Raw genomic sequence first — 23,097 nt, forward strand, 5'->3', positions numbered from 1 at the left:
TGTATAACCAGTGCCATTGATAGCTGTCAGTAGCCTGCCGTGATTGCCCACTCTGTTGACGACCCGTTCTACTACCTGCACAACTTCGAGCAAGTGCTGCAGTGGATCGCGCTGCGTTATGACGACCTGCTCGACGATGGCGAGCAGGCCTTTATCCAGCAGTTTCTGCAACAGCCGCGCGCCTCACGGGCGTTGTTGGTGCGGATGGTGATGCGCAAGGGCCAGTTGTTCCGCCCCAGTAAGCTCAGCTACGCGGAAATCGGCGCGCCGCTGCCAGCGTTGCAACCCTTGCTGGAACGCGGCTGGGTCACTGACGACAGCCCCTTGAGCCTGGAGCAGCTGTTTCAGGTGTTGCGCAAGGACGAAATCGCCAGTGGTTTTGCCGCGCAACTGCAGCGGCCGAAGGCGGCCAAGCGCGAGCTTTTCGCTGAACTGCAGGCGCTTGAGCTACCGTCGCAACCCTGGAACGCCTGGTTGCCGGGGTTTGCCGAGCCGATTGTCACTCTGCAGTTGCAAGCATTGTGCGACCGCTTTCGCCTGTTGTTTTTTGGCAACCTGTATCAGGACTGGTCGGAGTTCGTGCTGGCCGACCTCGGCGTGCTGCGCTATGAGCAGGTGGCCTTCAGCGATCAATCGCGGGCCTTGCGTCAACGGGCCGACGTTGACCTGGCGTTGCTGCTGCACCATTGCGCCGAGCTGCTGGAGCAGGGCGCGCCGGTGTTGCAGGTGCTGGCTCAGGTCGAGGCGCTGCACAGCGACAACCCGTGGCTGATGCGTCGTCGTTCGCGACTGCTGTTCCAGCTCGGCCAGTATTGCGAGCGCCTCGGCGAGTGGCAGCTGGCGTTGCAGGTTTACCTGAGCAGCGATCACCCGCAAACGAGGATTCGCCGCATACGCGTGCTTGAACGCAGTGAGCAGTGGGAGCAGGCCCATGCCCTGGCCCAGCAGGTTGCGCAGAGTACTCCCGGCCCGATCGAAGTCCAGGCCCTGGCGCGCATGCTGCCGCGTCTGCAGCGCAAGTTGGGTGGGCCTGCACAAGCGCGGCGCAGCAAAGCCGTAACGGGCCTGATCGACCTGCAGTTGCCGGCCGAGCAAGCGGCGTTAGGGGTGGAACAGGCCGTGCAGTTGCACCTGGAGCAGCAGGGTGGGCAGGTGCATTACGTTGAAAACACCCTGTTCAACAGCCTGTTTGGCCTGTTGTGTTGGGAGGCGATCTTTGCTCCGGTTGCGGGTGCCTTTTTCCACCCGTTCCAGAGCGCTCCCCAGGACCTGCACGATCCCGAGTTCCAGACGCGCCGCAGCGAGCTGTTCGACGACTGCCTGGCGCAGCTCGACGATGGCCGCTACCAACAGACCATCCGCCGCCATTTCGTCAGCAAGCAGGGGCTGCAGTCGCCGTTCGTATACTGGCAGGTGCTCAGCGAAACCTTGCTCGATCAAGCCCTGGCCTGCCTGCCCGCCGAACACCTCAAGCAGTGCTTCAAACGCTTGCTCGAAGACATCCAGAGCAACCGCGCCGGTATGCCCGACCTGATCCAGTTTTGGCCCGAACAGCAGCGCTATCGGATGATCGAGGTCAAAGGGCCAGGGGATCGCCTGCAGGATAACCAACTGCGCTGGATCGACTTCTGTGCCAGCCACGGGCTGCCGGTCGAGGTCTGTCATGTAAGCTGGATTACCCCGGCGCCATGAGTTATCGCGTTGCGGTTCGGGCGTTATGCGAGTTCAGCGCCAAAGCGGGCGACCTGGACTTGCGCTTTACCCCGTCGCCCACCGCCCAGGAGGGCATCAGCGGCCATCAACGGGTGGTTGCCCGGCGTGGGCCGGAGTATGAAGCGGAAGTCAGCCTGGAAGGGCAGTTCGGCGCCTTGCAGGTGCGCGGCCGCGCCGATGGCTACGACCCGCAGCTCAATCGCCTGGAAGAGATCAAAACCTACCGGGGCGACCTGGCGCGCCAGCCTGATAATCACCGCCAGTTGCACTGGGCCCAGGCCAAAGTCTACGGCTGGTTGCTTTGCCAGCAGCGGCAGTTGGTCGAGATCAACCTGGCGCTGGTGTACCTGGATGTCGACAGTGACACCCAGACCCTGATTGAACAGCGCTGCAGCGCGGCAACACTCGAAGCGTTCTTCAACAGCCAGTGCCGGATTTTTCTGCACTGGGCTGAACAGCAACTGCAGCGCATTGCCCTGCGCGACGCCGGGCTCAAGGCGCTGGCCTTTCCCTATGGTCAGATGCGCCTGGGTCAGCGCGATCTGGCCGAAACCGTGTACAAGGCCGTCAGCACCGGGCGTTGCCTGATGACCCAGGCCACCACCGGCATTGGCAAAACCTTGGGTACCGTGTTTCCGTTGCTCAAGGCCATGGTGCCGCAGCGCCTGGACAAGATTTTCTTCCTTACCGCGAAAACCCCAGGGCGGGCGCTGGCGCTGGAAGCGTTGCAACAGGTGCAGCGCACGGCGCCTGAGCTGGCCTTGCGCAGCCTGGAGTTGGTGGCGCGCGACAAGGCCTGCGAGCATCCGGACGCAGCCTGTCATGGCGAAGCCTGCCCGTTGGCCAAAGGGTTCTACGATCGTTTGCCCGCCGCGCGCCAGGCCGCTCAGGCGCTGACCCTGCTCGACAAGGCCGCCTTGCGTGAGGTCGCCCTGGCGCATCAGGTCTGCCCGTATTACCTGGGGCAGGAGATGGCGCGTTGGGTCGATGTGCTGGTGGCCGACTACAACTATTACTTTGACCAGAGCGCCTTGCTGCATGGCCTTACTCAGGTCAACCAATGGCGCGTGGCAGTGTTGGTAGACGAAGCCCACAACCTGGTCGAGCGGGCGCGGCAGATGTACAGCGCCAGCCTCGATCAATGGCAGTTGCAGGCGTTGCGGCGCAGCAAGCCGGCCGGCATGGGCAGCGCCCTGGACCGCCTGAATCGGCAATGGAATGCCCTGCACAATGCGCAGCTCGCACCTTACCGGGTCGCCGACGGCTTGCCTGAGGCGTTCCTCAAGGCCTTGCAGCAGTGTGTCGGGCTGATCCAGGAGCAACTTAACCAGCACCCGGTCGGGCTTGCGCCAGCGCTGTTGCAGTTTTTCTTTGATGCGCTGCAGTTCATCCGCGTCAGTGAGTTATTCGATGAGCACTTTCTGTTCGACATCAGCAAGCGCGCCGGGCCTGGCAAACGCAGTCTGTCGACCCTGTGCCTGCGCAATGTGGTGCCCGCCGCGCAGATTGCGCCGCGCATGCGCAATGCAGTCAGCGTCACGCTGTTTTCTGCAACCTTGAGCCCCAGGCGCTATTACGCTGACCTGCTGGGGATGCCAACCGACACCGCCTGGTTGGAGGTGGCGTCGCCCTTTGCTGCGGAGCAATTGTGCGTGCAGGTGGTCAGCGATGTGTCGACGCGCTTTCAACACCGCGCCGCCTCAGTGGCACCGATCACTGAGCTTATTGCCCGGCAATACACCGCCGAGCCCGGCAACTACCTTGCGTTTTTCAGCAGCTTCGAATACCTGCAGCAGGTGGCCGATGCGCTTGAACGTGACTACCCGCTGATACCGCAGTGGCGTCAGACGCCCGGCATGGATGAGCCGCAGCGCCAGGCGTTTTTGCAACGCTTTCAACCTTTGGGTTGCGGGGTTGGTTTCGCGGTGCTGGGCGGTGCCTTTGCCGAAGGCGTCGATCTGCCAGGCACGCGCCTGATCGGTGCTTTTGTCGCGACCCTGGGGCTGCCGCAGGTCAACCCGGTGAACGAGCAGATCAAGCAGCGTATGCACCAGCTGTTTGCTGCCGGATTTGACTACACCTACCTGTACCCCGGCGTGCAGAAAGTCATTCAGGCCGCTGGCCGGGTGATTCGCGGCGCCGACGACAGGGGTATGGTAATGCTGATCGACGACCGCTTTGCCGAGCCGCGGGTGCAAGGGATGTTTCCGGCCTGGTGGGCCACGCAGCAGAAATAATCGCGGCGTGGTGGAGCATTGACGTCGCGTGCTTGTCAAAGTGCCAGTAAACTGCGTGTTTTGATTACCCTGAACATCCTTTCTTGAGGTTTTGCATGAAGCTCAGTCCTTTGGCAGGCAAACCGGCGCCAGCCTCCGTGCTGGTAGACATTCCGCGCCTGTTGACCGCCTATTACACCGGCCAACCTGACGCCAGCGTTGCCAGTCAGCGCGTCGCGTTCGGCACCTCCGGGCACCGGGGCAGTTCGCTGGACCTGAGTTTCAACGAGCATCATGTGTTGGCGATCAGCCAGGCTATCTGCCTGTACCGTCAGACCAAGGGTATCGACGGTCCGCTGTTCATCGGCGCTGACACCCACGCGCTGTCCACCCCGGCGGCGGCTAGTGCCTTGCAGGTGCTGGCGGCCAACGGTGTTGAAGTGATGCTGTCCAAAGACGACGAGTACACCCCGACCCCGGCAGTGTCCCACGCGATCATCTGCTACAACTGCGGGCGAAGCAGCGGCCTGGCCGACGGCATTGTCATTACCCCGTCGCACAACCCGCCGCAAAGCGGTGGTTTCAAGTACAACCCGCCCAATGGTGGCCCGGCCGACAGCGACGTGACCAAGTGGATCGAGACCAAGGCCAACGAACTGCTGGCTGCCGGCCTTGAAGGCGTCAAGTACATGGCCCACGAGCAGGCCCTGCAGGCCAGTACCACGCACCGTCATGACTACGTCAGCAGCTATGTTGCCGACCTGGAAAACGTCATCGACTTCGACGTGATCCGCAGCGCCAACCTGCGCCTGGGTGTTGATCCGTTGGGCGGCGCGGGCGTGCGCTACTGGTCGGCGATTGCCGAGCACTACAAATTGAACCTGGAAGTGGTCAACACCGAGGTCGATCCGACCTTCCGCTTCATGAGCGTCGATTGGGATGGCCAGATCCGCATGGACCCATCCTCGCCGTATGCCATGCAGGGCCTGATTGGCCTGCGTGAGCGCTTTGACGTGGCCTTCGCCTGCGACCCGGACCACGACCGCCACGGCATCGTCACCCCGAATGGCCTGTTGGCACCGAACAACTACCTGGCGGTGGCGATCGACTACCTGTTCCAGCACCGTCCACAGTGGCGCACTGATGCTGCGGTCGGCAAGACCGTGGTCAGCAGTGGCCTGATCGACCGCGTCACCGCGCGCCTGGGGCGGCGTTTGTATGAAGTGCCGGTCGGCTTCAAGTTCTTCGCCGATGGTTTGTTCGACGGCAGCCTGGGCTTTGGCGGTGAGGAAAGCGCCGGTGCTTCGTTCCTGCGCAAAGATGGCAGTGTCTGGACCACCGACAAAGACGGCCTGATTCCGGCACTGCTGGCGGCGGAGATCACTGCCCGTACCGGTCGCGATCCGAGCCAGGCGTATGCCGAACTGACCGCTGCGTTGGGCGAGCCTTTTGCTACCCGTGTCGAGGCCAAGGCCAATGCGCAACAGAAGGCGTTGCTCAGCAAGCTGGCACCGGAGCAGGTTAAGTCGACCGAGTTGGCTGGTGAGCCGATCGAGCAGATCCTCAGCCATGCGCCGGGCAACAACCAGGCGATTGGTGGGTTGAAGGTGATGACCGCCAACGGCTGGTTCGCGGCGCGGCCTTCGGGCACTGAGGATATCTACAAGATCTACGCAGAGAGCTTCGTTGACGAAGCGCACCTGCAGCGTCTGGTGGCTGAAGCCCAGGCGTTGGTGGATGCAGCGATTGCTTGATCAGCTGAAATGAATCGCGGGGCAAGCCCGCTCCTACCCGGTAGGAGCGGGCTTGCCCCGCGATCAATCAGGCTACATCAACCAAAACAATCTCACTGTCTTGCAGCGCAGTCACCGTGAGCACCTGCTCATCCTCAATCGCCAAGCCATCGCGGGCTTCAACCCGGACACCGTTGACTTCGATCAGGCCTTTGGCCGGCACCAGATAACCACGGCGCCCGGCTTCAAAGCGGTACTCGGCGCTTTCACCGGCCTGCAAGGTCGCCGCCACCAGGCGGGCATCGGCGCGGATGCGCAGGCTGTCTTCATCGCCCTCACGACCGCTGGCCAGGGTCACGAAACCTTCGCCACGCTCGCCTTTGGGAAAAGGCCGCGAACCCCACGACGGCGCTTGTCCGACGCGCTCAGGCACGATCCAGATCTGGAAAATCCGCGTATCGACCTTTTCCAGGTTGTATTCACTGTGGGTGATGCCGGTGCCTGCACTCATGACCTGTACATCACCGGCCTCGGTGCGGCCCTTGTTGCCCAGGTTGTCCTGATGGCTGATGGCGCCTTCACGCACATAAGTGATGATTTCCATGTCGCGGTGCGGGTGTGGCGGGAAGCCACTGCCGGCAGCGATCAAGTCGTCGTTCCAGACCCGCAGGTTGCCCCAATGCATCCGTTGCGGGTCGTAGTATTCGGCAAAGGAGAAATGGTGATGGGCATCGAGCCAACCATGGTTGGCATGGCCAAGGCTCTTGAAAGGGCGCAGTTGCAGCATGATGGGCTCTCCTGGTGATTCAGTTGATGGGAGGATGATCGCTGAAATCATTATCGAAAATAAGCGTAAATTTCGGCTGATTTTAATCTGATTTGTTGATGTATTAAGTTGGGGTGATTTGTGCGCTTCATCGTCTAATTAGCTGATCTGCAAGCATTCAGCTGGTGATTTTTCTTCGATGGAGCGAACATGGGCGCAGGTTTTTTCGTTTTGGAGTAGGTGTGTCTGAACAGCGTCCCAAGCTACCCCCGGAGTTGACTCCACCTGCACAACTGCCCTGGATCAGACGCCTGGCCGCGCGCCTGCTTGGCCGTGGTTTGAGCCGGCTGCAGGCACAGCACCGTGACTCATGGTTTCAGGGGCACGCCAGCGGTCAGCGCACCGGCCACGCCGATGGTGTGCGTGAAGGTTACGAAGAAGGGCGGGTAGACGGCTATGAAGCCGGGCGCCAGGTCTTGGTCATCCGTGACACGCGCCCTGATGGCCACGGTGTGCCGGGGCAGGACAACGGCTTGTTTGACGACTGGCGGCTGCCGTTGACGGCCGAATTGAAAAAGCGTTTCAAGGCTGACGTCGCCTTGCGCTTGCCGGCGCAGGCGCAGCCCAGCGCGGCGCAGTGGAAGATGATCTTCAGTGATACGCCGTCTACCTGTGTGATTGCCGGGGCAGGGGCTGGCAAGTCGACCTCGCTGGTGCTGCGTATCCTGCTGCTGCGCCATTACCTGGGGTACGAGCTGGACGCCATGACCGTGGTGACCTTCACCCGTGAGTCGCGCAAAGACTTTATCGCCCGGCTGTTGCAGGTATTCAGCCTGTGGCAAGTGGCGCTCAATCCTGCCCAGGCCCGTGAGCTGGTGCGCACCTTCCATTCACGGATTCTGCCGCTGGTGCGCAGCCTGCCGGGCTTCAACCAGGTGCGGGCGTTCGAGACCCTGGGCAGTGACCTGCCCGGTGGCAGCGAAGCCAATGCCGAGAGCAACCCTTTTGATTTGCGCATCAACGACGCCCAGCGTCAGCAGCTCAACCTGTGTTACCGCGACCTGCTCAACAGCAGCCCGCGCTTTGCCGAACTGATTGCGGGCTTGCGCCGTGAGGCGGTGCAGCTCAAGGCACTCGATCGCGATCACCCGGACGTGCAGAAGCGTGTCGCCGTGACCCAGCTCTCGGCCAGCCGTGACGAAGAGCTGTGCGACACTCTGGAAGACCTCTGGTTTGCCGCCGGTGCCTGGCCGATCAAGGGCATCGAGCCAAGCCGCGAAACGGTCGAGATCAATGGCAGCCGCTTCCATTTCCACGGCCACATCGCCGAACTCGATGCCTGGGTGGTACTGGGTTTCGATCCGGGTGAAAACCAGCAGTACAAGCGCCCCGGGGCCAAGTTGCCGGTCTGGGCGGAGTGGGTGATCAAACGCACCCTGTTTCAAGCTTTCTGCGATAAGCCTGTGATTTGGTTGGAAAACTATGCCGCCGCCAAGCGCTTGACCGCCTCATTGGCAGGCGATGCGGTCGCCGGGCCAGGCTTTGATTACAAGGTCAAGGGAGAGCTCTCGGCAGTGCCGTTACTCGATGCCTTTGTCGGCGCAGCTGGCTTTATCGAGAACCTCGGGCTTGATGTAAACCCAGCCGTCGGCGCCATGAGCTTCCCGCCAGGCGACAGCGATGCGGCGTTCTTCGAAGCCCTGGCACTGTACTGGAAGGCGTTGGAAGCGCACTTGCTCGCTCAGTCGCCACCGATCATGAGCTACAACCGCATGTTCGCCCTGTTCGGTGAAAACAACCCGGAGAACCTGCGCCTGCTGCCAGACCCGCTGTTGCGGCCGCTGGCGCACTTGATGATCGACGAATTCCAGGATGTCTCACCGCAGATCGTCTCCTGGCTGCGCGCCTGCCTGCGGGAAATCCGCAGGCGTGGCCCGGCCATGAACGTCGGGCGTGTGGCCCAGCATTCTTCGCTGCTGTGCGTCGGCGATGACTGGCAGTCGATCTATGGCTGGCGTGGCAGTTCACCGAAGTACTTCATGGAGTTCACCAAGGAGTTCCCCGCGCCAAGCAACACCCGGGTGATGCTGGCGGACAACTACCGCAGTCACCAATACATCATCGATGCGGCCGAACATATCGTGAAGCCGGCGCCTGCGATCACAGGCAAGAAGGCCAAGGCCTGTGGCCCGGCGGCGGAGCAACCGCTGCCGGTCAAAGTGCTTGAACGCGACGAAGCGGCGTTGGCGCAAACGCTGATGGAACACTATCGACGCGGTGAAACCGTGATGATGTTGTTTCGAAAAAGTAGCGATAAGTTATTGATATCAGAGCATATCAAGCCATTGGTCAATCACGAGGCCGGGCTGCCTGCGGATCAGCGGCGGTTCCGCCAATTGACCTACCACAGTGCCAAGGGACTGCAGGCCGACGCGGTGTTCATGCTCGGCGATTGCCAGCACCTGACCAGCTCACCCTACAAGAACCAGGTCTATCGTCAGGCCGGGCTGGGCCGCGCCGGTGATCCGCTGGCGTTCGACACCGCCCAGAAAGATGAAGTACTGCGTCTGGCGTATGTGGCGATTACCCGTGCGGCCAGGCATTGCTACTGGTATGTGGAGAACCCCACGGGGGAGGCAGCCAACCTGCCGCGGGCTTCGAGCCAGGTCGATGGGCGCAAGGTGTTTTTCGAGGACGGGCGCTAGGCGTGGGCGTGCCCTGCGATGGGAGTGTGGCTATCACATCGCATCGCAGGGCAAACACGCTACAGTGATTCGCGGCTGCTACGGCCATCGACAAGGCGCGCGATGCCCAGCGGGTTGGCGTTCTGCAGGGCTTCGGGCAACAGCTCATCCGGGCAATTCTGGTAGCACACCGGGCGCAGAAAGCGTTCGATCGCCAGGCTACCGACCGAGGTCCCACGCGCGTCCGAAGTGGCCGGGTATGGCCCGCCATGTACCATCGCATCGCAGACTTCGACGCCTGTCGGGTAACCGTTGAACAGCACACGGCCAACTTTCTGTTCCAGCAGCGGCAGCACATCAGCGTGGCTTTGCAGGTCTGAGGGTTCGCCAATCAATGTTGCTGTCAGCTGGCCGTGCAGGCCGTTGAGTGCCTGAAGCAGTTCGTAGCGGTCGGCCACTTCCACCAGCACGGTGGCCGGGCCGAAGACCTCTTCCTGCAACACAGGGTCGGCCTCGATCAACAGGCTGGCATCGGCTCGCAATAATTGAGGTTGTGCCTGGCGCGGTTGTAGCGCCTGGCCGCTGAGGTGGGTGATGCCCGGATGAGCTAGCAATGCCGTTACGCCGTTGTGGTAGCTGGCCAGGGTCTGGGCATTGAGCATGGTTTGTGGCGGTTGCTCGGCCAACTGTGCTGCCAAGTGGACGGTGAAGGCACTGAAGGCCGGCGAGCGTACACCGATGACCAAGCCCGGTTTGGTACAGAACTGCCCGCAGCCGAGTAGCACTGAAGCGGCCAATTCAGCGGCGATCCGTTCACCGCGCAGGGCCAGTGCCTGGGGCAGCAGCAGGACCGGGTTGATGCTGCTCATCTCGGCGAACACCGGGATCGGCTGGGGCCGGGCGGCGGCCATGTCACACAGCGCGCGTCCGCCTTTGAGCGAGCCGGTAAAGCCGACCGCCTGGATTGCAGGGTGCTTGACCAACGCTGCGCCGACACCCGCGCCGTAGATCATGTTGAACACGCCCTTGGGCATGCCGGTCAGTTCGGCGGCGCGGATAATTGCATCAGCAACCTGTTCGGCACTGGCCATGTGGCCGCTGTGCGCCTTGAACACCACTGGGCAGCCAGCGGCAAGTGCGGCGGCGGTGTCGCCGCCAGCGGTAGAAAAGGCCAGGGGGAAGTTACTTGCACCGAATACCGCCACCGGCCCCACGCCAAGTCGATACTGACGAATGTCGGCGCGCGGCAATGGCTGTCGGTCTGGTTGGGCGCGGTCGATCCGCGCCGCGAGAAAATCACCACGGCGCAGCACCTGGGCGAACAGGCGCAGTTGTCCGCTGGTGCGTCCACGCTCACCTAGAATGCGTGCGTTGGGCAGGGCGGTTTCGCGGGTTACCAGCTCGATGAAATCGCTGCCCAGCGCGTCCAGTTGTGCGGCGATGGCCTCAAGAAAGTGTGCTCGGCGCTCCGCCGACAGGTTGCGAAACGTCGGGTAGGCCTGTGCCGCGGCCTGCGCGGCAGCGTCCACTTCGCCAGGGGTGGCTTGATAGAAGGGGTACGGCAATGCTTCACCGCTGCTGGCGTCGTGACTGTACAGGGTGACAGTGCCGGCGGCGCTGCGCGCGCCACCGATGTAGTTGTGGCCGATGATGTCCGGCATGCAAAGCTCCAGGTCAAAGGTGCGGTCAGGCCAGCGAACGGCCGGGCTCCACCGGGGAGCACCGGCCCGATCTTCACTCAGAGGCCGACATCCGGCAGTTGCGGGCGGTTGGTCAGGGCTTTGGCCATGATCTGCTCGACATACACTCGGTCGGCTTCCGGCAGCGCCAGGCGCGGTGGGCGGGTCAAGGCGCTGCCGCGGCCGGCGATGGCTTCGCACAGCTTGATGCATTGCACCAGGTCAGCACGGGCGTCCAGGTGCAGGATCGGCATCAGCCATTCATAGATCGGCATGGCTTCGGCGAAGCGCCCGGCCTTGGCCAGGCGGAAGATTGTTTCGCCCTCTTTGGGGAACACGTTGGACATGCCCGAGACCCAGCCTTGCGCACCGACAGCAATGCTTTCCAGGACCACGTCATCGAGGCCAGCGAACAGCACGAAGCGGTCACCCACTTCATTACGCACGTCGATGAAGCGGCGGGTGTCGCCGGAGGAATCTTTAAAGCACACCACGTTGTCGCAGTCAGCCAGGGAAATCAGGATGTCCGGGGTGACGTCGTTCTTGTAGATCGGCGGGTTGTTGTAAACCATCAGTGGCACGTCGGTGTGTTTGGCCACGTAGCGGAAATGCTCGGCGGTCTCGAACGGTTTCGAGCCGTACACCAGCGCCGGCATCAGCATTACCCCGTCTACGCCCACCTGGCGTACCGAGTTGGCGACTTTCGCCGCTTGCACGCTGGTGAACTCCGCTACGCCGCAGATCACCGGGACGCGGCCGCGCGAGGCATCGACAGCGACCTCGGTGACGGCAATTTTCTCTTCGGCGCTTAGCGAGGTGTTTTCGCCCACCGACCCGCAGACGACCAGCCCCGAGACGCCGTCGCGGATGACGTTGGAGATCACCTCGTGAGTCTTCTCCAGGTTAATCGAGAAGTCTTCGTTGAATTGTGTGGTCACTGCGGGAAAGACACCGCTCCAGTTGATGTACTTGCTCATGTTGTTCTCCGGTGGGTTATTGTATTTCGTATACGATATTTTAAGTGACAATACTCGACCAGCCGTTTTTTCGCTGTTTGCCACTCGTTTTAAGGGTTTGGTTTTAAATCAGTGGGTTAGCGTTCAAGCGCCGGGCCAGGTGTCCGACAGCCGGTAGCCTTGTGGCCAGGGATCGCTCGGATCGAGCAGCAATTGATGGGTGCCGGTGATCCAGGCACGCCCGGAAATACACGGATAGATGGCCGGGCGTCCGGCGATATCGGTTTGTGATTCGATGCGGCAGTTAAACGTCGAGCCGATAATCGAGCGGCCGATGAAGTGGTCGCCGACCTTCAGCAAGCCTTTGGCCTGCATCACCGCCATGCGCGCCGAGCAACCGGTACCGCAGGGGGAGCGGTCGATCTTGCCGGGGCGGATGACCACCGCGTTGGTGCTCGTGGCGACACCGTTCTGGTACTCGATAGGGGCGGCTATCTGGCAAAAGGAAATGTGCGACCAGTCCGGATTCAGGGGGTGATGAAATCCCAACTGTTCGTTGGCCGCCTGGGTGATTTTCAGACCGATCTCGACGATCTCCCTGGCTTCGTCGGGGCGTATGGCAAAGCCCAGCTGACGGGCATCGGCAATAACAAAACTGTCGCCGCCGTAGGCCGTGTCGACCTTGAGTGAGCCGTAACCTTCGACTTCGATCCAGGCATCGAGGCGATCGGCGAACGACGGCACGTTTTTCACTTCTACCCGTTGCACCTTGCCATCGCGGCATTCAGCGACAGCTTCGATCAGCCCGCCTGGCGCTTCGAGAACCAGGCGGGTTTCGGGTTCGGTCATGGGCAGGATACCGCTGTCGAGCAGCACGGTTGCCACACACAGTGAATTGGAGCCTGACATCGGCGGGGTGTCGGCGGGCTCCATGATGATCCAGGCCATCTGTGCCCGTGGGTCTTTGGCGGGCACCAGCAGGTTAACGTGGCGGAACACCCCACCGCGTGGCTCGTTGAGGACGAAGTTGCGCAAGCTGTCGTCACGGGCAATCCAGCGCGACTGTTCCCAGACGGTGGCGCCCGGCGGCGGGGCGACGCCCCCGACAATAACGTCGCCGACTTCACCTTCGGCATGGCAATTGACGACATGGATGATTTTCGATGAGCGCATTGAAGAACTCCTGCTGTGGGTGGTGGCTTATTTCACCGATTTCAGGAACGCCGCCGTCTCCGGCTGCAAGGGGCTTCCAATGACCTGATCCGGCGCGCCGATTTCATGCACCAGGCCGTTACGGAAGAACGCCACGCGGTCCGACACGTCCCGGGCAAAACGTATTTCATGGGTCACCAGCACCATGGTCATGCCGTCCTCGGCGAGCATGCGCATGGTGTCCAGTACTTCGCCGACCAATTGCGGGTCGAGCGCTGAGGTGGCCTCGTCGAACAGCATGTAGTCCGGCGACATCGCCAGCGCCCGGGCAATCGCCATACGCTGCTGCTGACCGCCAGACAATTTGCCGGGAAACGTCTTGAGTTTGTCGCCCAGGCCAACGTGGGTCAGTTGCTTGACCGCCAACTCCTCGGCGTGTTCCTTGCTTTTGCCCAGGACCTTGCGCGGTGCAAGCATCACGTTTTCCAACACCGTCAGGTGCGGGAAGGCGTTCCATTGCTGGAACACGATGCCGATTTTCTGTCGCAAGCGGTTGAGGTCGGTGGCACGGTGGTGGACCTCGACGCCGTCGACCCGGATGCTGCCTTTCTGGATCGGTTCCAGGCCGTTGATGCACATCAGCAACGTCGACTTGCCTGAGCCCGAGCCGCCGATGATCGACACCACTTCACCTTTGTCCACGGTGAGGCTCACGCCCTTGACCACCTCGAGGTTGCCGAAGGATTTGTGTACGTTCTCGATCTCAATCATTTTCCTGCCACCTTCTTTCCAGTCGGGCGCCCAGGCGGGCTACCACCAGGCTCATGACGTAGTAAATGAGGCCCGCGATGCACAGCACCAGCAGGGGTTCCTGAATCCGCGTAACGATGGTTTGCGAGGCGCGCAGCAGTTCAACAATGCCGATCCACATCACCAGTGCGGTGTCTTTCATGACCCCTAGCACCAGGTTCAGCCAGCCCGGAAAGGCCACCCGAGTCGCCATCGGCAGGACGATCCAGCGCAAGTCTTGCAGGTAGCTCATGCCCAGTGAGCGGCTGGCCCGGCGCACACTCAACGACACCGCCAGCACTCCGCCACGGACGATTTCGGTGAAGTAGGCCGCGGTGTACACGCCGAGCACGATGCAGCCGACGGTAAAGGCGCTGAGGTTCAGCCCAACGATGCTCTTGAACGAGTTGAACAGCACAAACTGGATCAGCAATGGCACGCTGCGAAACACATCCAGCAGCCATGCCAGCGGCAGGCTGGTGCGTGGCCACAGCGCCCGCACCAGGCCGAATACCAGCCCGGCGAAGGTGCCCAGCATGATGGCCCAGAACGTTAGCTGCAGCGTGACCCAGGCCCCGTCGAGCAGGAACACCAAGTCGTTCCAGGTAAAACCGGTCGAAAGCATGGCGAACTCCTCAGTAACGGAACAGTCGCCAGGCCATCAGCCGGGCTACCGCGACAATTGCCTTGGCGATCACGTAGTACAGCGCTGCTGCCAGGGCGAAGTATTCGAAGGTGCGGAACGTCTTGACGTTGTAGTCCTGGGTCACCCCGGTGAGGTCGTTGTTCAGACCTACGATCACCCCCAGTGAAGTCATCAGCACTGCCCAGACCATCTGATTAGTCAGTGGGTAGAACACCACCCGCAGCAACTGCGGAATGATGACCATCCGGTAGGCCTGGAAGGCGCTCATGCCTAACGAGCGCGCCGCACGCATCTGCGTTCCCGGCACGGCTTTGAGGCCGCCACGAAAGTTCTCCGCCAGGTACCCCGCATTGTTGAAGGTGATTCCCGCCAGCAGGGCGACCCATGAACTGACATGCAAGCCCATCGAACCGAGGCCGAAGTACAGGATGTAGATCTGGAACAACGACGGTGTGTTACGCGCAATCGATACCCACGCATCGGCAACGCCACGCAGCAGCGGTTGCTTGCCAGCGCGCATCACAGTCAGGGCCAGGGCAATCAGCACCCCGAAAATCATCGACAGCGCGGCGGTTTCGAAGGTTACCCAGGCCCCAGTCAGCATGTCTGGCAACGCGCGCAGGGCTGAGCGCCACTGGAAGGTGTAGTCAAACATGCGTGGTTTTCTCCTTGCAGATGGCCGGTTGCAACCAGCTTGGCAAGCGGCCGCTGGCTTGACCGCTGCAGGCCGACGCGACGCATTCGGCGAGGCTGGCGAAATGCACTGCGCGCCCGCTCAGGCCAGGGCCGTAGTGAGCGTATTTGCCGGAGTTGGTCATCAGTGTGCGTGCAGCGGGCGGAATCACCGGTTCACCCAGCATGCACCAACAGGTGTCGGTCACCAGGGTCACGCCGAAGCGTTCAAGTCCGCTGATGTATCCGGCAGCGCGTGCCTGTTCGAGCACGGTGCGACCGCAAGTGATTGCCAGCACGACGTCGGGGTGTTTGTGGCGGTTGCGGCACAATCGCTCAAGTGTCGCGAACTCGCTGAGGGAAAAGTGTGGGTTGCCCAGCGACACTACATCGACACGTGATTCGCGGGCGCTGTTGAGTTCGCGCCAACTGCGCAGCAGGTCGCTCAACTGCAGGTGCTCGCTGGCCAGGGGTACCCCGGGTTCAACGACCTGGGTGGGGTCCAACGCTTCGGCGGTGACGCCGGCGATGTGAAAAAGCGGCGCGGCAGAGGTGGTTGCAAAGGCGGCGCCGAAGGCTTTGAGGTCGTCCAGACTCGGTTGAGCCTGCTCCAGCCCGCGCACCAGGGGAATTCGCCAGCCGCTCAGGGCGCCGATGTGGTACCCGAGCAATGGGTAGAAACTGTCGTCCAGCGTACCCAGGGGCGGCAGCTCGACAATCAACTGCGCCTTGCGCTGGCTGTCCAGATGGCAACCGATGCGAGGTGCACGGCCGGTGAGGGCGATGCAGATGTCGAGGTAGTCGGGGTACTTGAGTGTGCGAGCACCGAGCACACTGTTGGCGTAGACCACGGCATTGGATTCGGCCCACACCACGTGTTCGCCCAGCTTCGGCGCACTGTCCAGCAGGTAAGGGGCGCAGGTAAAGCTCAGTTGTGCACCCATGGCCATATAGGCATCGCCCAGGGCACTGGCAGGTTCACCGAGCGCGGGGTCAATTCCCAGTTCGCGCCAGCGACGTTGATCGACGGAGATGGCGTTGAGCGTGGTCGGTACCCGTACCTTCGCCCCCCATTGCAGCAACTGCTGGGCAAAACGCAGGCTGGCGGGGCCGGTGTAGATGCAGCCGTCGATGTGCGCCTGACTGACGTCGAGCAACTGCTCGGCGCCTTGCAGCTCGGCCATGCGCAGCACAATCTGCATCGCCAACTGTGCGGCCCGGCCATGGTCACCGTCCAGCAATGCCTGATCGTCCGCGCTGAGACTGAGGCCGGTGCTGCGCGGCGCGTTGCCGTGTGTCGGCGAGCAGGCCTGCCAGGGTTGTTCAGGCGTCTGGGCGTACAGGTTCAGATGCTGCCCTTCGACCCGCGCATACCCCTTGCGGGGTAACCCGGCAAAGGCCTCCTCGCCGATGCACAGCACCGGCAGGGAACGCTGGAACAGTGCCTGTGCGACCAGCACGCCGAGGGTCAGAATCTCGTCGGCTTCGGCCAGCACCAGTGCCGCGGGTGCGTGGCCATTGCTGATCAACTCCATCATCACGCTGCTGCCAGTGCAGGAGCCGCGTCCACTGGGAATGGCCAGTATGCGCCCGGCAATGCACTGGCCGCTCAGGGGATGATGGCGGTCGATCACTTCGCCGCTGAACGGGTCGACCCCGCCCCAGAAACTCAACCCGGTGTCGGCGAACAGCAGTTCGCCCTGGGCTGCGCCCTCGACCAGGCTGCGCCCGGTCAAGGGGTTGGGAGTGCTGGTCATACTGCGCACCTCAGTAGTAGACCTGGGGCACGGTCAGGTCGGTCGGGGCGATGTCGGTGCCCACCCACTTGGTGAACAGTTCTTTGTAGCGCCCGGTGCGTACTTGCTGGTTGACGAACAGGTCGAGGTAACGCAGCAGACCGTACTCGTTGCGTTTGGCGCCCAACGACACGTAATCGATCACATACGGCGCGTTGCCGGCGACTTTGAGGTTCTTGTACTTGCCCGACTTGAGGGTCGCGGCGGCGACGGTGTTGGTCACTACCGTGGCGTCGATGTGGCCCTGGGCTACCGCCAGCAGGGTATCGTTTTGCGACTGGTAGGCGCGGAAGCTGCCGTTGCCCCAATTCTTCACATCTTTTTCCAGGGCAATGGCTTCGTAGGTGCCACTGGTATTGCCCAGCGCCTTGCCTTTGAGGTCATCGAAGCTGTTGATGCCGGTGTTGTCGCGGGTCAGCACGACCATCTGGAACGCGAAGTACGGTACCGTCAGGCCGACCGTCTTGGCCCGTTCCAGCGTGTCGGAGGTGGACGCGACGATAACGTCGGCACGGCCGGAAATCAGCGCCGGAATGCGGTCGGGGAAGGGGGTTTCGACGACTTCTGGTTCGACACCGAGGATTTTCGCCAGGTCGTTGCAGTAGTCCACATCGAAGCCTGCGGGTTTGTTGGCTTCGTCACGAAACCCCATCGGCGGGAAGTCTAGGGTGACTGCGCATCGCAGTTTGCCAGAGCCGATGATGTCGTCGAGTTTGTCGGCCTGGGCGTTAGCGATAAAGGTGGTACTGAGAACAGCGCTGAGGGCTACGGCAAATGTGCAGTTTTTCATAGAGGCCTCGTGTCGTGTGGGTGCTGTTAGATATCGTATTGAAGATTTCGTATACGATATTTGTTATAGCAATGGATGTGCCTGTTTTCGACTTTCAGGAGCAATTAAATGTCAGCCCGTGGGCTAGGGCGGCTGTCGGAAAGGCGCTTGGTTGCCTGAGGTTTATCCTCAACAGGCGAGTGCCGGGCTGGTGTTACAAATCGGAGCACTGTCGACGCGGGGCGCCCGGTAACGGAACACTCAGTGTTGGCTGTCGCGGAACTGGCTCGGGGAAATCCCGGTGAGGGCGCGGAACTGGCGGCTGAAGGCACTGTGGTCGGTGTAGCCGCAACGCAGGGCAATTTCGGTGATCGGCAGGCTGAGGTCTTGCAGCAAGCGCGAGGCTTCTTCGAGCCGCGCCTTGTGGATCATCTGCCGTGGCGTGAGCTGGAAGATGCGCTTGCACTGGCGCTCCAGTTGCGCGACGGAAAGCCCAGCGATGGCAGTCAGTTCGGCAAGGCTGATGGGGCGGGCGAAATGGCTGCGGATGTGGGTATCAACGGCGGCGAGTTTAGCAAACGCCGGGTGATTGGACTGTGGCAGTTGCAGGTCGCGGGAGATACCGGCGAGGCCAACGATGTTGCCGTCGCCATCTTTGAGCGCACGCTTGTGGGTCAGGCACCAGATCGGCTGGTTGCCGAAATAAAGGTGCAGTTCCAGCTGGTCGACCAGCTCTTGGCCACTGCTCAGTACGCGGCGGTCCTGTTCGGTGTAGAGCGGGCCGAAGCGCGCGGGGAAGACGTGCTCGGCAGTCAGCCCGAGCAGTTGTTCACCGTGCTGGCGGCCGCAGCGCCGGGCCAGGGTGTGGTTGACGAAGGCGTAGCGCGCCTCGCAGTCCTTGATGAAGAACACGACATCGTTGAGGGTGTCGAGCAGCGGCGCAATGCTGCGCAGACCGCAGAGCAACGTCGGCAGATCACAGGGCGCGAATTGGTTGAGCGTGGCGTGCATTCACTGACGTTCCGGGGGCGACCAGCATGATCATAGTGCGCCCCCGTTCTTGCGCTCAAGCGTCGTGTGATTGCTCCAGGCACAGCAGGGTTTCGATCCGTGCCGGGCTGAAGGGCGGGCGTGGTGCTGGCGTTTGCCAACCGAACAGGTGCGCGGTCGCCGCGGCACAGACCCTGCCCTGGCAGGCGCCCATCCCACAGCGGCTGGCAAGCTTGGCATCGCGCCAGTTGCGGTGGCCGGCGAGGGCGGCGTAGGGGACGTCTTCACAGCGGCACACCAGGGTCTCGGGCGTCGCAAGCTGCGACAGTGCCGGGTCGAGTGTGAAGGCGCGGTTCAGCACCTTGGCAAATGCATGCCAGCGGTTGCGGCGGCGCCACAAGGACTGCACCTGGCGACGATCGCCAACCGCCGCATAACCGGCAATGGCGCCCTCCACCAAGGCGCGCTCACTGCCACCGAATCCTGTGCATTCACCGGCGGCGTAAATGCCGGGCTGTGATGTCTGCTGCCAGCAATCGACATGCACCGCCTGATCAGCCACAGTACAGCCCAAGGCCTGAGCGAGCTGGGTGTTGGGAATCAGGCCGAAACCGCAGGCCAAGCGTTCACAGGCGAGCTCCACCACCTTGCCATTGAGTTTCAGCCGCACACCTTCCAGGCGTTCGGTACCCAGTGCGGCCAGGACGTGGCTGGCCGTGCGGTAGCGCCGATCGAACAGGCTGGCCGCTTGCAGCAGTTTGCCCGGCCAGCGCGGCAACTGTGTGGCGAAACCGGCGACGGCGCGCGCTGAAGCCTGTTCGGCGATCTGCACCACCTGGGCACCCATGTGTTTGGCGGTGGCGGCGCTGGCCAACAGCAGGGGGCCGCTACCGGCGATGACAATACGCTGATCGCTCACTGGCATGCCGGCCTTGATCAGTGCCTGCAGTCCCCCTGCGCCAGTGACTCCGGGTAGCGTCCAGCCGGGAAACGGTAGCAACAGTTCGCGGGCTCCCGTGCACAGAATCAGCCGGTCGTAGCGGATCTGCCAACCACGCTCGGCATCTTCCACCAGCAAGGCATCTGAGGCCGATCGGGCGATCACCCGGGTGCCGCTGTAGCAGTACACATTGGCACAGGCCAAGACCTGCTCGCGCATCCGGCGGGCGGCAACGGGCAGCGAGGCCTGCGGGCCGTCTCGCCAGATCTGGCCGCCCACTTGCGGGTTGTCGTCGAGCAGGATGATGCGCGTGGCTGCAGGCGCGGCGGCCAGTGCCGCCGCCAGCCCGGCGGGGCCGGCGCCGATAATCAACAGGTTGGTGTGTTCGCTCATGGCCATGTCTGCACCTGCATGCCCTCACGGCACAGGGTTTGGCACGCCAGTCGCCGGTGACCATCGACAGTCACCCGGCACTCCTGGCAAATGCCCATGCCGCACAGCGGTGCGCGCCGCTGGCCGGCCACCGAGGTGCGTGAGCAGCCGTCGCCGCCGAGCGTCAGTGCGGCGGCCACACTGGTGCCGTCGAGCACTTGCAGCGGGCGGCCATTGAGGATCAGTTCAGGCATGGGCGAGTGCTCCTAGGAAACGCGCTGGCAGATAAGCGTGGGCCGCCAACGGCGGCGTTTCGTTGAACAGCTGTGCGCACAGCAAATCAGCGCTGGCCGGGGCGGTGGTGACGCCCAGCCCCTCGTGGCCCACTGCAAGCCACAGGCCTTGGTGGTGCGGGTGACGGCCCACCAGGGGTAGACCATCGGGGCTGGCGGCGCGAAAGCCGGTCCAGGCGCGAATGGCATTCAACTGTGCCAGGTCCGGCATGTACTCGGTTGCGCGTTTGAGCATGCGCGCAAGCATCCAGCCTTCTACAGCCGGGTCGAGGGTGCCGAATTGGCGTGAGGCGCCAATGAACAACTGGCCGGTCGGGCGCGGTTGAATATTGCAGGCTGTGGACGGGCCACTGGCGTTATGGGCGCTGGTCACGTAGCCCAGTTCCACCAGGGTATGGGTCACACTGCCGGGGTAACGATCGGTGATCAGCAGGTGGCCTTTCTTGGCTTCAATCGGCAGTTCCGGACACAACTCAGTGGCCTGGATGCCGTTGGCCAGAACGACCGCATCGGCGCGTAACCACGTGCCGTCTTCCAGGCACACACGATTGTCTTGTACGGCACAGACCTTTGCCTGGCGCTGTTCGATGCGCGGCGACTGCAGCATCCATTGGGCAGTGGCCGGGGCGTAAAGAATGCCGTCACCTGTGATCAATAGACCACCGGCAAGGCCCTCGCGCAGCGCCGGTTCGCGCTGGCGCAGGGCGCCGCCGGCTACCAGCTCACAGGCCACCCCCTGTGCTTGCAGCACGCTGAACTTGTGTTCGGCCACGGCCATTTCTTCAGCGTTGGCGGCCAGCCAGAGGGTGCCGTTGTTACGGTAGGCGCAGGCCTCGGGCAAGTGCACCGCCAGTTCACGCCAGCGTTGCAGCGAGTATTGGCTTAACGCCAGTTCCGCAGCATTGTCATCAAGTACCAGCAGGTGGCCCATCCCTGCGGCGGTGGCGCTGTGCAGCCCGGCATCCAGTACCAGTACGCGCAGCCCCCGTGCGGCCAGTGCTTGCGCGCAAGCGGCGCCGATGATTCCGGCACCGATCACGATCAAATCGGCTGCGGCGTCAACGCTCACAAGCCAATACCCCATGCGAACGGATCATCTTCCTGCAGGATCAGCGTGGCTTCGGCGCTGATGTGCGCGCGGCCGCGAATGGTCGGTATGATGCGCTCACCGTCGCGCTCGTAGGTACCTTCAAACTGACTGCCAATGACACTCGCCTGACGCCACACGTGACCGGGTTGTAGCTTACCGTCGGCCGCCAGGCAGGCGAGCTTGGCGCTGGTGCCTGTGCCGCAGGGGGAGCGGTCGTAAGCCTTACCAGGGCACAGGACAAAGTTGCGGCTGTCGGCCTGCGGGTCGTCGGCGAATAGTTCGATATGGTCGATCAGGCCACCGTCTTCGCCACGAAAGCCCTGATCGTCGAGGGCTTGTTGCACGGCGTAGGTGTAGGCGCTGAGGGCATCGATGTTATCGCCTGCCAGTGCCAGGCCGTGGTCGGCAATCAGGAAGAACCAGTTTCCGCCCCAGGCCACGTCGCCAACCACCCGACCAATACCCGGCACCTCAAGGGCCAGGTCTTTGCGGTAACGGTAAGCAGGCACGTTGCGCACACTCACCGAGTGGTCGTCGTGCAAGGTCGCCTGTACGGTGCCGACCGGGGTTTCGATGTCATGCACGCCAGGCCCGATCCGGCCCAGATGCGCCAGTGATACCACCAGGCCGATGGTGCCGTGGCCGCACATGCCCAGGTAGCCGGTGTTGTTGAAGAAAATCACCCCGGCACATGCCTTGGGATCTACCGGTTCGCACAGTAACGCGCCAACCAGCACGTCGCTGCCGCGCGGTTCCAGGATGCACGCGGTACGCCATTGATCGTGGTGTTGCGCCAGTTGCCGACGGCGTTCGGCCATGGTGCCGCTGCCTAGGTCGGGAAAGCCGTCAGTGACCAGGCGGGTGGGTTCGCCGCCGGTGTGGGAGTCGATCACGGTGATGCGTTTCATAGGCAGGCCGGGTCCGTTCGGGGAGGTGAACGACAGCGTGGCCTGTTCCCGGGGGGTAGGCTTGATGCCTTTATGCTGTGTGAATGACGAAATCAGCACAGAGGGGCAACGCGCGGGCTTGGCCCGCGCCTACCGTGTGTGGGGGAGGTGCTCGAAGAGGGTCTTGCAAACGCCGGCAATGTGCTCGTCGAGCAACGCAACGGCACGTTCGACATCTTTGGCCCGGCAGGCGTCGAGGATCGCGCGGTGCTCGTGATCTGCGCGCTCCTTGCCCGCTGACAGGCTCATCTGCATACGCAGGTAACGCTCCAGTTTGTCGTTCACTGAACGGATCATGTTCACCAGAAATGGTCGCTGCGCCGGTTCGTACAGGCAGGCGTGCAGTTCCCAGTTGAGTTCGGCCCAGCGCCCAACGTCGTTCTCGCCGACGAATTCCTGGCAGATACGCTCGGCGCGGGTGAACGTCGCTTCGGTCATGTTCGGAATGGCCAGGCGAAGGGCTTTGTCTTCGAGCAGCATGCGCACTTCGAACATCTGCGCCAGCTCAGGTTCAGACAGGCGTGTGACCATCGCACCGCGATTGCGCTGGAACATCACCAATCCTTCGGCCTCCAGGCGCTTGAGCGCCTCGCGCACCGGGATTTTGCTGACGTTGAACTGGCGGGCGATGTCGTCCTGACGGATGGCCTCATCTTCAGCGAAGTGCCCGGCGATGATTGCATCACGCAGATGGCGGGTGATGATTTCCGAGGTCGAAGGCGTGTTGCCCAAGTCCGGGGCGTTGAGGCGAGGTACGGTCACGGCGGTGTCGTCCGAAATGATTTGTGGATATGGTATACGAAACTGACGATTTCCGGTGCCGTAGTTGCCCGGCGGTTGGGCGCTGATTGTCAGGTTGTCATCGCGGGGCAAGCCAGCGCCTACAGAGCGCTG

At 62.5% G+C, this 23,097-nt stretch carries 19 protein-coding genes; 4 read left to right on the plus strand and 15 right to left on the minus strand.

Annotated features, from left to right (window positions below):
• Positions 1–39: 39 nt before the first annotated feature.
• The 3 genes from ACP6KB_RS11675 (at position 40) to pgm (ending at position 5,683) form a co-directional block, all read left to right on the plus strand.
• Complete coding sequence (locus ACP6KB_RS11675; protein WP_442113871.1) at positions 40–1,692, plus strand: VRR-NUC domain-containing protein; 1,653 nt, start codon at positions 40–42, stop codon at positions 1,690–1,692.
• Complete coding sequence (locus tag ACP6KB_RS11680) at positions 1,689–3,950, plus strand: ATP-dependent DNA helicase (protein WP_442113872.1); 2,262 nt, start codon at positions 1,689–1,691, stop codon at positions 3,948–3,950. Before ACP6KB_RS11675 ends, ACP6KB_RS11680 begins: the two co-directional genes overlap by 4 nt.
• 95 nt (positions 3,951–4,045) lie before the next feature.
• Positions 4,046–5,683 carry a phosphoglucomutase (alpha-D-glucose-1,6-bisphosphate-dependent) gene (gene pgm / locus ACP6KB_RS11685; protein WP_442113873.1) on the plus strand — a complete coding sequence of 546 codons (1,638 nt, stop codon included), beginning with the start codon at positions 4,046–4,048 and terminating at the stop codon, positions 5,681–5,683.
• A 67-nt stretch (positions 5,684–5,750) separates the two neighbouring features.
• Here the strand turns inward: pgm and ACP6KB_RS11690 are convergent, their stop codons facing one another.
• The gene (locus tag ACP6KB_RS11690) at positions 5,751–6,449 is read right to left on the minus strand and encodes a pirin family protein (protein WP_442113874.1); all 699 of its coding nucleotides are present in this window, start codon (positions 6,447–6,449) and stop codon (positions 5,751–5,753) included.
• A 221-nt stretch (positions 6,450–6,670) separates the two neighbouring features.
• Here ACP6KB_RS11690 and ACP6KB_RS11695 point away from each other — a divergent pair, with 221 nt between their 5' ends.
• A complete protein-coding gene (locus tag ACP6KB_RS11695; RefSeq protein ID WP_442113875.1) occupies positions 6,671–9,133 on the plus strand; it encodes a UvrD-helicase domain-containing protein in 2,463 nt (820 codons plus the stop codon).
• A 59-nt stretch (positions 9,134–9,192) separates the two neighbouring features.
• Here ACP6KB_RS11695 and ACP6KB_RS11700 read toward each other — a convergent pair whose 3' ends face one another.
• The 14 genes from ACP6KB_RS11700 to ACP6KB_RS11765 form a co-directional block, all read right to left on the minus strand.
• Positions 9,193–10,773: an aldehyde dehydrogenase (NADP(+)) gene (locus ACP6KB_RS11700; protein ID WP_442113876.1), complete on the minus strand. Its 1,581-nt coding sequence runs from the start codon at positions 10,771–10,773 to the stop codon at positions 9,193–9,195.
• 77 nt (positions 10,774–10,850) lie between these two features.
• Positions 10,851–11,768, minus strand: coding sequence for a dihydrodipicolinate synthase family protein (locus ACP6KB_RS11705; protein WP_442113877.1), 918 nt, complete (start codon positions 11,766–11,768; stop codon positions 10,851–10,853).
• 123 nt (positions 11,769–11,891) lie between these two features.
• The gene (locus ACP6KB_RS11710; protein ID WP_442113878.1) at positions 11,892–12,920 is read right to left on the minus strand and encodes a trans-3-hydroxy-L-proline dehydratase; all 1,029 of its coding nucleotides are present in this window, start codon (positions 12,918–12,920) and stop codon (positions 11,892–11,894) included.
• Between the two features lie 27 nt (positions 12,921–12,947).
• On the minus strand, positions 12,948–13,670 hold the full coding sequence (locus ACP6KB_RS11715) for an amino acid ABC transporter ATP-binding protein (protein ID WP_442113879.1): 723 nt from the start codon (positions 13,668–13,670) through the stop codon (positions 12,948–12,950).
• The gene (locus ACP6KB_RS11720; RefSeq protein WP_442113880.1) at positions 13,663–14,313 is read right to left on the minus strand and encodes an amino acid ABC transporter permease; all 651 of its coding nucleotides are present in this window, start codon (positions 14,311–14,313) and stop codon (positions 13,663–13,665) included. Before ACP6KB_RS11720 ends, ACP6KB_RS11715 begins: the two co-directional genes overlap by 8 nt.
• Before the next feature lie 10 nt (positions 14,314–14,323).
• Positions 14,324–14,989 carry an amino acid ABC transporter permease gene (locus tag ACP6KB_RS11725; protein WP_442113881.1) on the minus strand — a complete coding sequence of 222 codons (666 nt, stop codon included), beginning with the start codon at positions 14,987–14,989 and terminating at the stop codon, positions 14,324–14,326.
• On the minus strand, positions 14,982–16,763 hold the full coding sequence (gene lhpI / locus ACP6KB_RS11730) for a cis-3-hydroxy-L-proline dehydratase (RefSeq protein ID WP_442113882.1): 1,782 nt from the start codon (positions 16,761–16,763) through the stop codon (positions 14,982–14,984). The genes ACP6KB_RS11725 and lhpI overlap by 8 nt, the downstream gene beginning before the upstream one ends.
• 10 nt (positions 16,764–16,773) lie before the next feature.
• Positions 16,774–17,592 (minus strand): ABC transporter substrate-binding protein, encoded by an 819-nt coding sequence (locus tag ACP6KB_RS11735; RefSeq protein WP_442113883.1) that lies wholly within the window; start codon positions 17,590–17,592, stop codon positions 16,774–16,776.
• Positions 17,593–17,832: 240 nt separating this feature from the next.
• Positions 17,833–18,582 carry a helix-turn-helix domain-containing protein gene (locus ACP6KB_RS11740; RefSeq protein ID WP_442113884.1) on the minus strand — a complete coding sequence of 250 codons (750 nt, stop codon included), beginning with the start codon at positions 18,580–18,582 and terminating at the stop codon, positions 17,833–17,835.
• Positions 18,583–18,637: 55 nt separating this feature from the next.
• A complete protein-coding gene (locus tag ACP6KB_RS11745; RefSeq protein ID WP_442113885.1) occupies positions 18,638–19,894 on the minus strand; it encodes an FAD-dependent oxidoreductase in 1,257 nt (418 codons plus the stop codon).
• Positions 19,891–20,127 carry a (2Fe-2S)-binding protein gene (locus ACP6KB_RS11750; protein WP_442113886.1) on the minus strand — a complete coding sequence of 79 codons (237 nt, stop codon included), beginning with the start codon at positions 20,125–20,127 and terminating at the stop codon, positions 19,891–19,893. The genes ACP6KB_RS11745 and ACP6KB_RS11750 overlap by 4 nt, the downstream gene beginning before the upstream one ends.
• Positions 20,120–21,235, minus strand: a complete 1,116-nt coding sequence (locus ACP6KB_RS11755) for an NAD(P)/FAD-dependent oxidoreductase (RefSeq protein ID WP_442113887.1) — start codon at positions 21,233–21,235, stop codon at positions 20,120–20,122. Before ACP6KB_RS11755 ends, ACP6KB_RS11750 begins: the two co-directional genes overlap by 8 nt.
• Positions 21,232–22,164, minus strand: coding sequence for a 4-hydroxyproline epimerase (locus ACP6KB_RS11760; RefSeq protein ID WP_442113888.1), 933 nt, complete (start codon positions 22,162–22,164; stop codon positions 21,232–21,234). Before ACP6KB_RS11760 ends, ACP6KB_RS11755 begins: the two co-directional genes overlap by 4 nt.
• A gap of 129 nt (positions 22,165–22,293) precedes the next feature.
• Positions 22,294–22,965 (minus strand): GntR family transcriptional regulator, encoded by a 672-nt coding sequence (locus ACP6KB_RS11765; protein ID WP_442113889.1) that lies wholly within the window; start codon positions 22,963–22,965, stop codon positions 22,294–22,296.
• Positions 22,966–23,097: the final 132 nt, after the last annotated feature.

The organism is Pseudomonas sp. NUPR-001, from assembly GCF_052147955.1.
Lineage (GTDB): Bacteria > Pseudomonadota > Gammaproteobacteria > Pseudomonadales > Pseudomonadaceae > Aquipseudomonas.

Bases quoted from the DNA above. Each gene is read 5' to 3' on its own strand.
- ACP6KB_RS11680 (WP_442113872.1), top strand. From the start codon at position 1,689: ATGAGTTATCGCGTTGCGGTTCGGGCGTTATGCGAGTTCAGCGCCAAA.
- pgm (WP_442113873.1), top strand. From the start codon at position 4,046: ATGAAGCTCAGTCCTTTGGCAGGCAAACCGGCGCCAGCCTCCGTGCTG.
- ACP6KB_RS11690 (WP_442113874.1), bottom strand. From the start codon at position 6,449: ATGCTGCAACTGCGCCCTTTCAAGAGCCTTGGCCATGCCAACCATGGT.
- ACP6KB_RS11700 (WP_442113876.1), bottom strand. From the start codon at position 10,773: ATGCCGGACATCATCGGCCACAACTACATCGGTGGCGCGCGCAGCGCC.
- ACP6KB_RS11705 (WP_442113877.1), bottom strand. From the start codon at position 11,768: ATGAGCAAGTACATCAACTGGAGCGGTGTCTTTCCCGCAGTGACCACA.
- ACP6KB_RS11710 (WP_442113878.1), bottom strand. From the start codon at position 12,920: ATGCGCTCATCGAAAATCATCCATGTCGTCAATTGCCATGCCGAAGGT.
- ACP6KB_RS11715 (WP_442113879.1), bottom strand. From the start codon at position 13,670: ATGATTGAGATCGAGAACGTACACAAATCCTTCGGCAACCTCGAGGTG.
- ACP6KB_RS11720 (WP_442113880.1), bottom strand. From the start codon at position 14,313: ATGCTTTCGACCGGTTTTACCTGGAACGACTTGGTGTTCCTGCTCGAC.
- ACP6KB_RS11725 (WP_442113881.1), bottom strand. From the start codon at position 14,989: ATGTTTGACTACACCTTCCAGTGGCGCTCAGCCCTGCGCGCGTTGCCA.
- lhpI (WP_442113882.1), bottom strand. From the start codon at position 16,763: ATGACCAGCACTCCCAACCCCTTGACCGGGCGCAGCCTGGTCGAGGGC.
- ACP6KB_RS11735 (WP_442113883.1), bottom strand. From the start codon at position 17,592: ATGAAAAACTGCACATTTGCCGTAGCCCTCAGCGCTGTTCTCAGTACC.
- ACP6KB_RS11740 (WP_442113884.1), bottom strand. From the start codon at position 18,582: ATGCACGCCACGCTCAACCAATTCGCGCCCTGTGATCTGCCGACGTTG.
- ACP6KB_RS11745 (WP_442113885.1), bottom strand. From the start codon at position 19,894: ATGAGCGAACACACCAACCTGTTGATTATCGGCGCCGGCCCCGCCGGG.
- ACP6KB_RS11750 (WP_442113886.1), bottom strand. From the start codon at position 20,127: ATGCCTGAACTGATCCTCAATGGCCGCCCGCTGCAAGTGCTCGACGGC.
- ACP6KB_RS11760 (WP_442113888.1), bottom strand. From the start codon at position 22,164: ATGAAACGCATCACCGTGATCGACTCCCACACCGGCGGCGAACCCACC.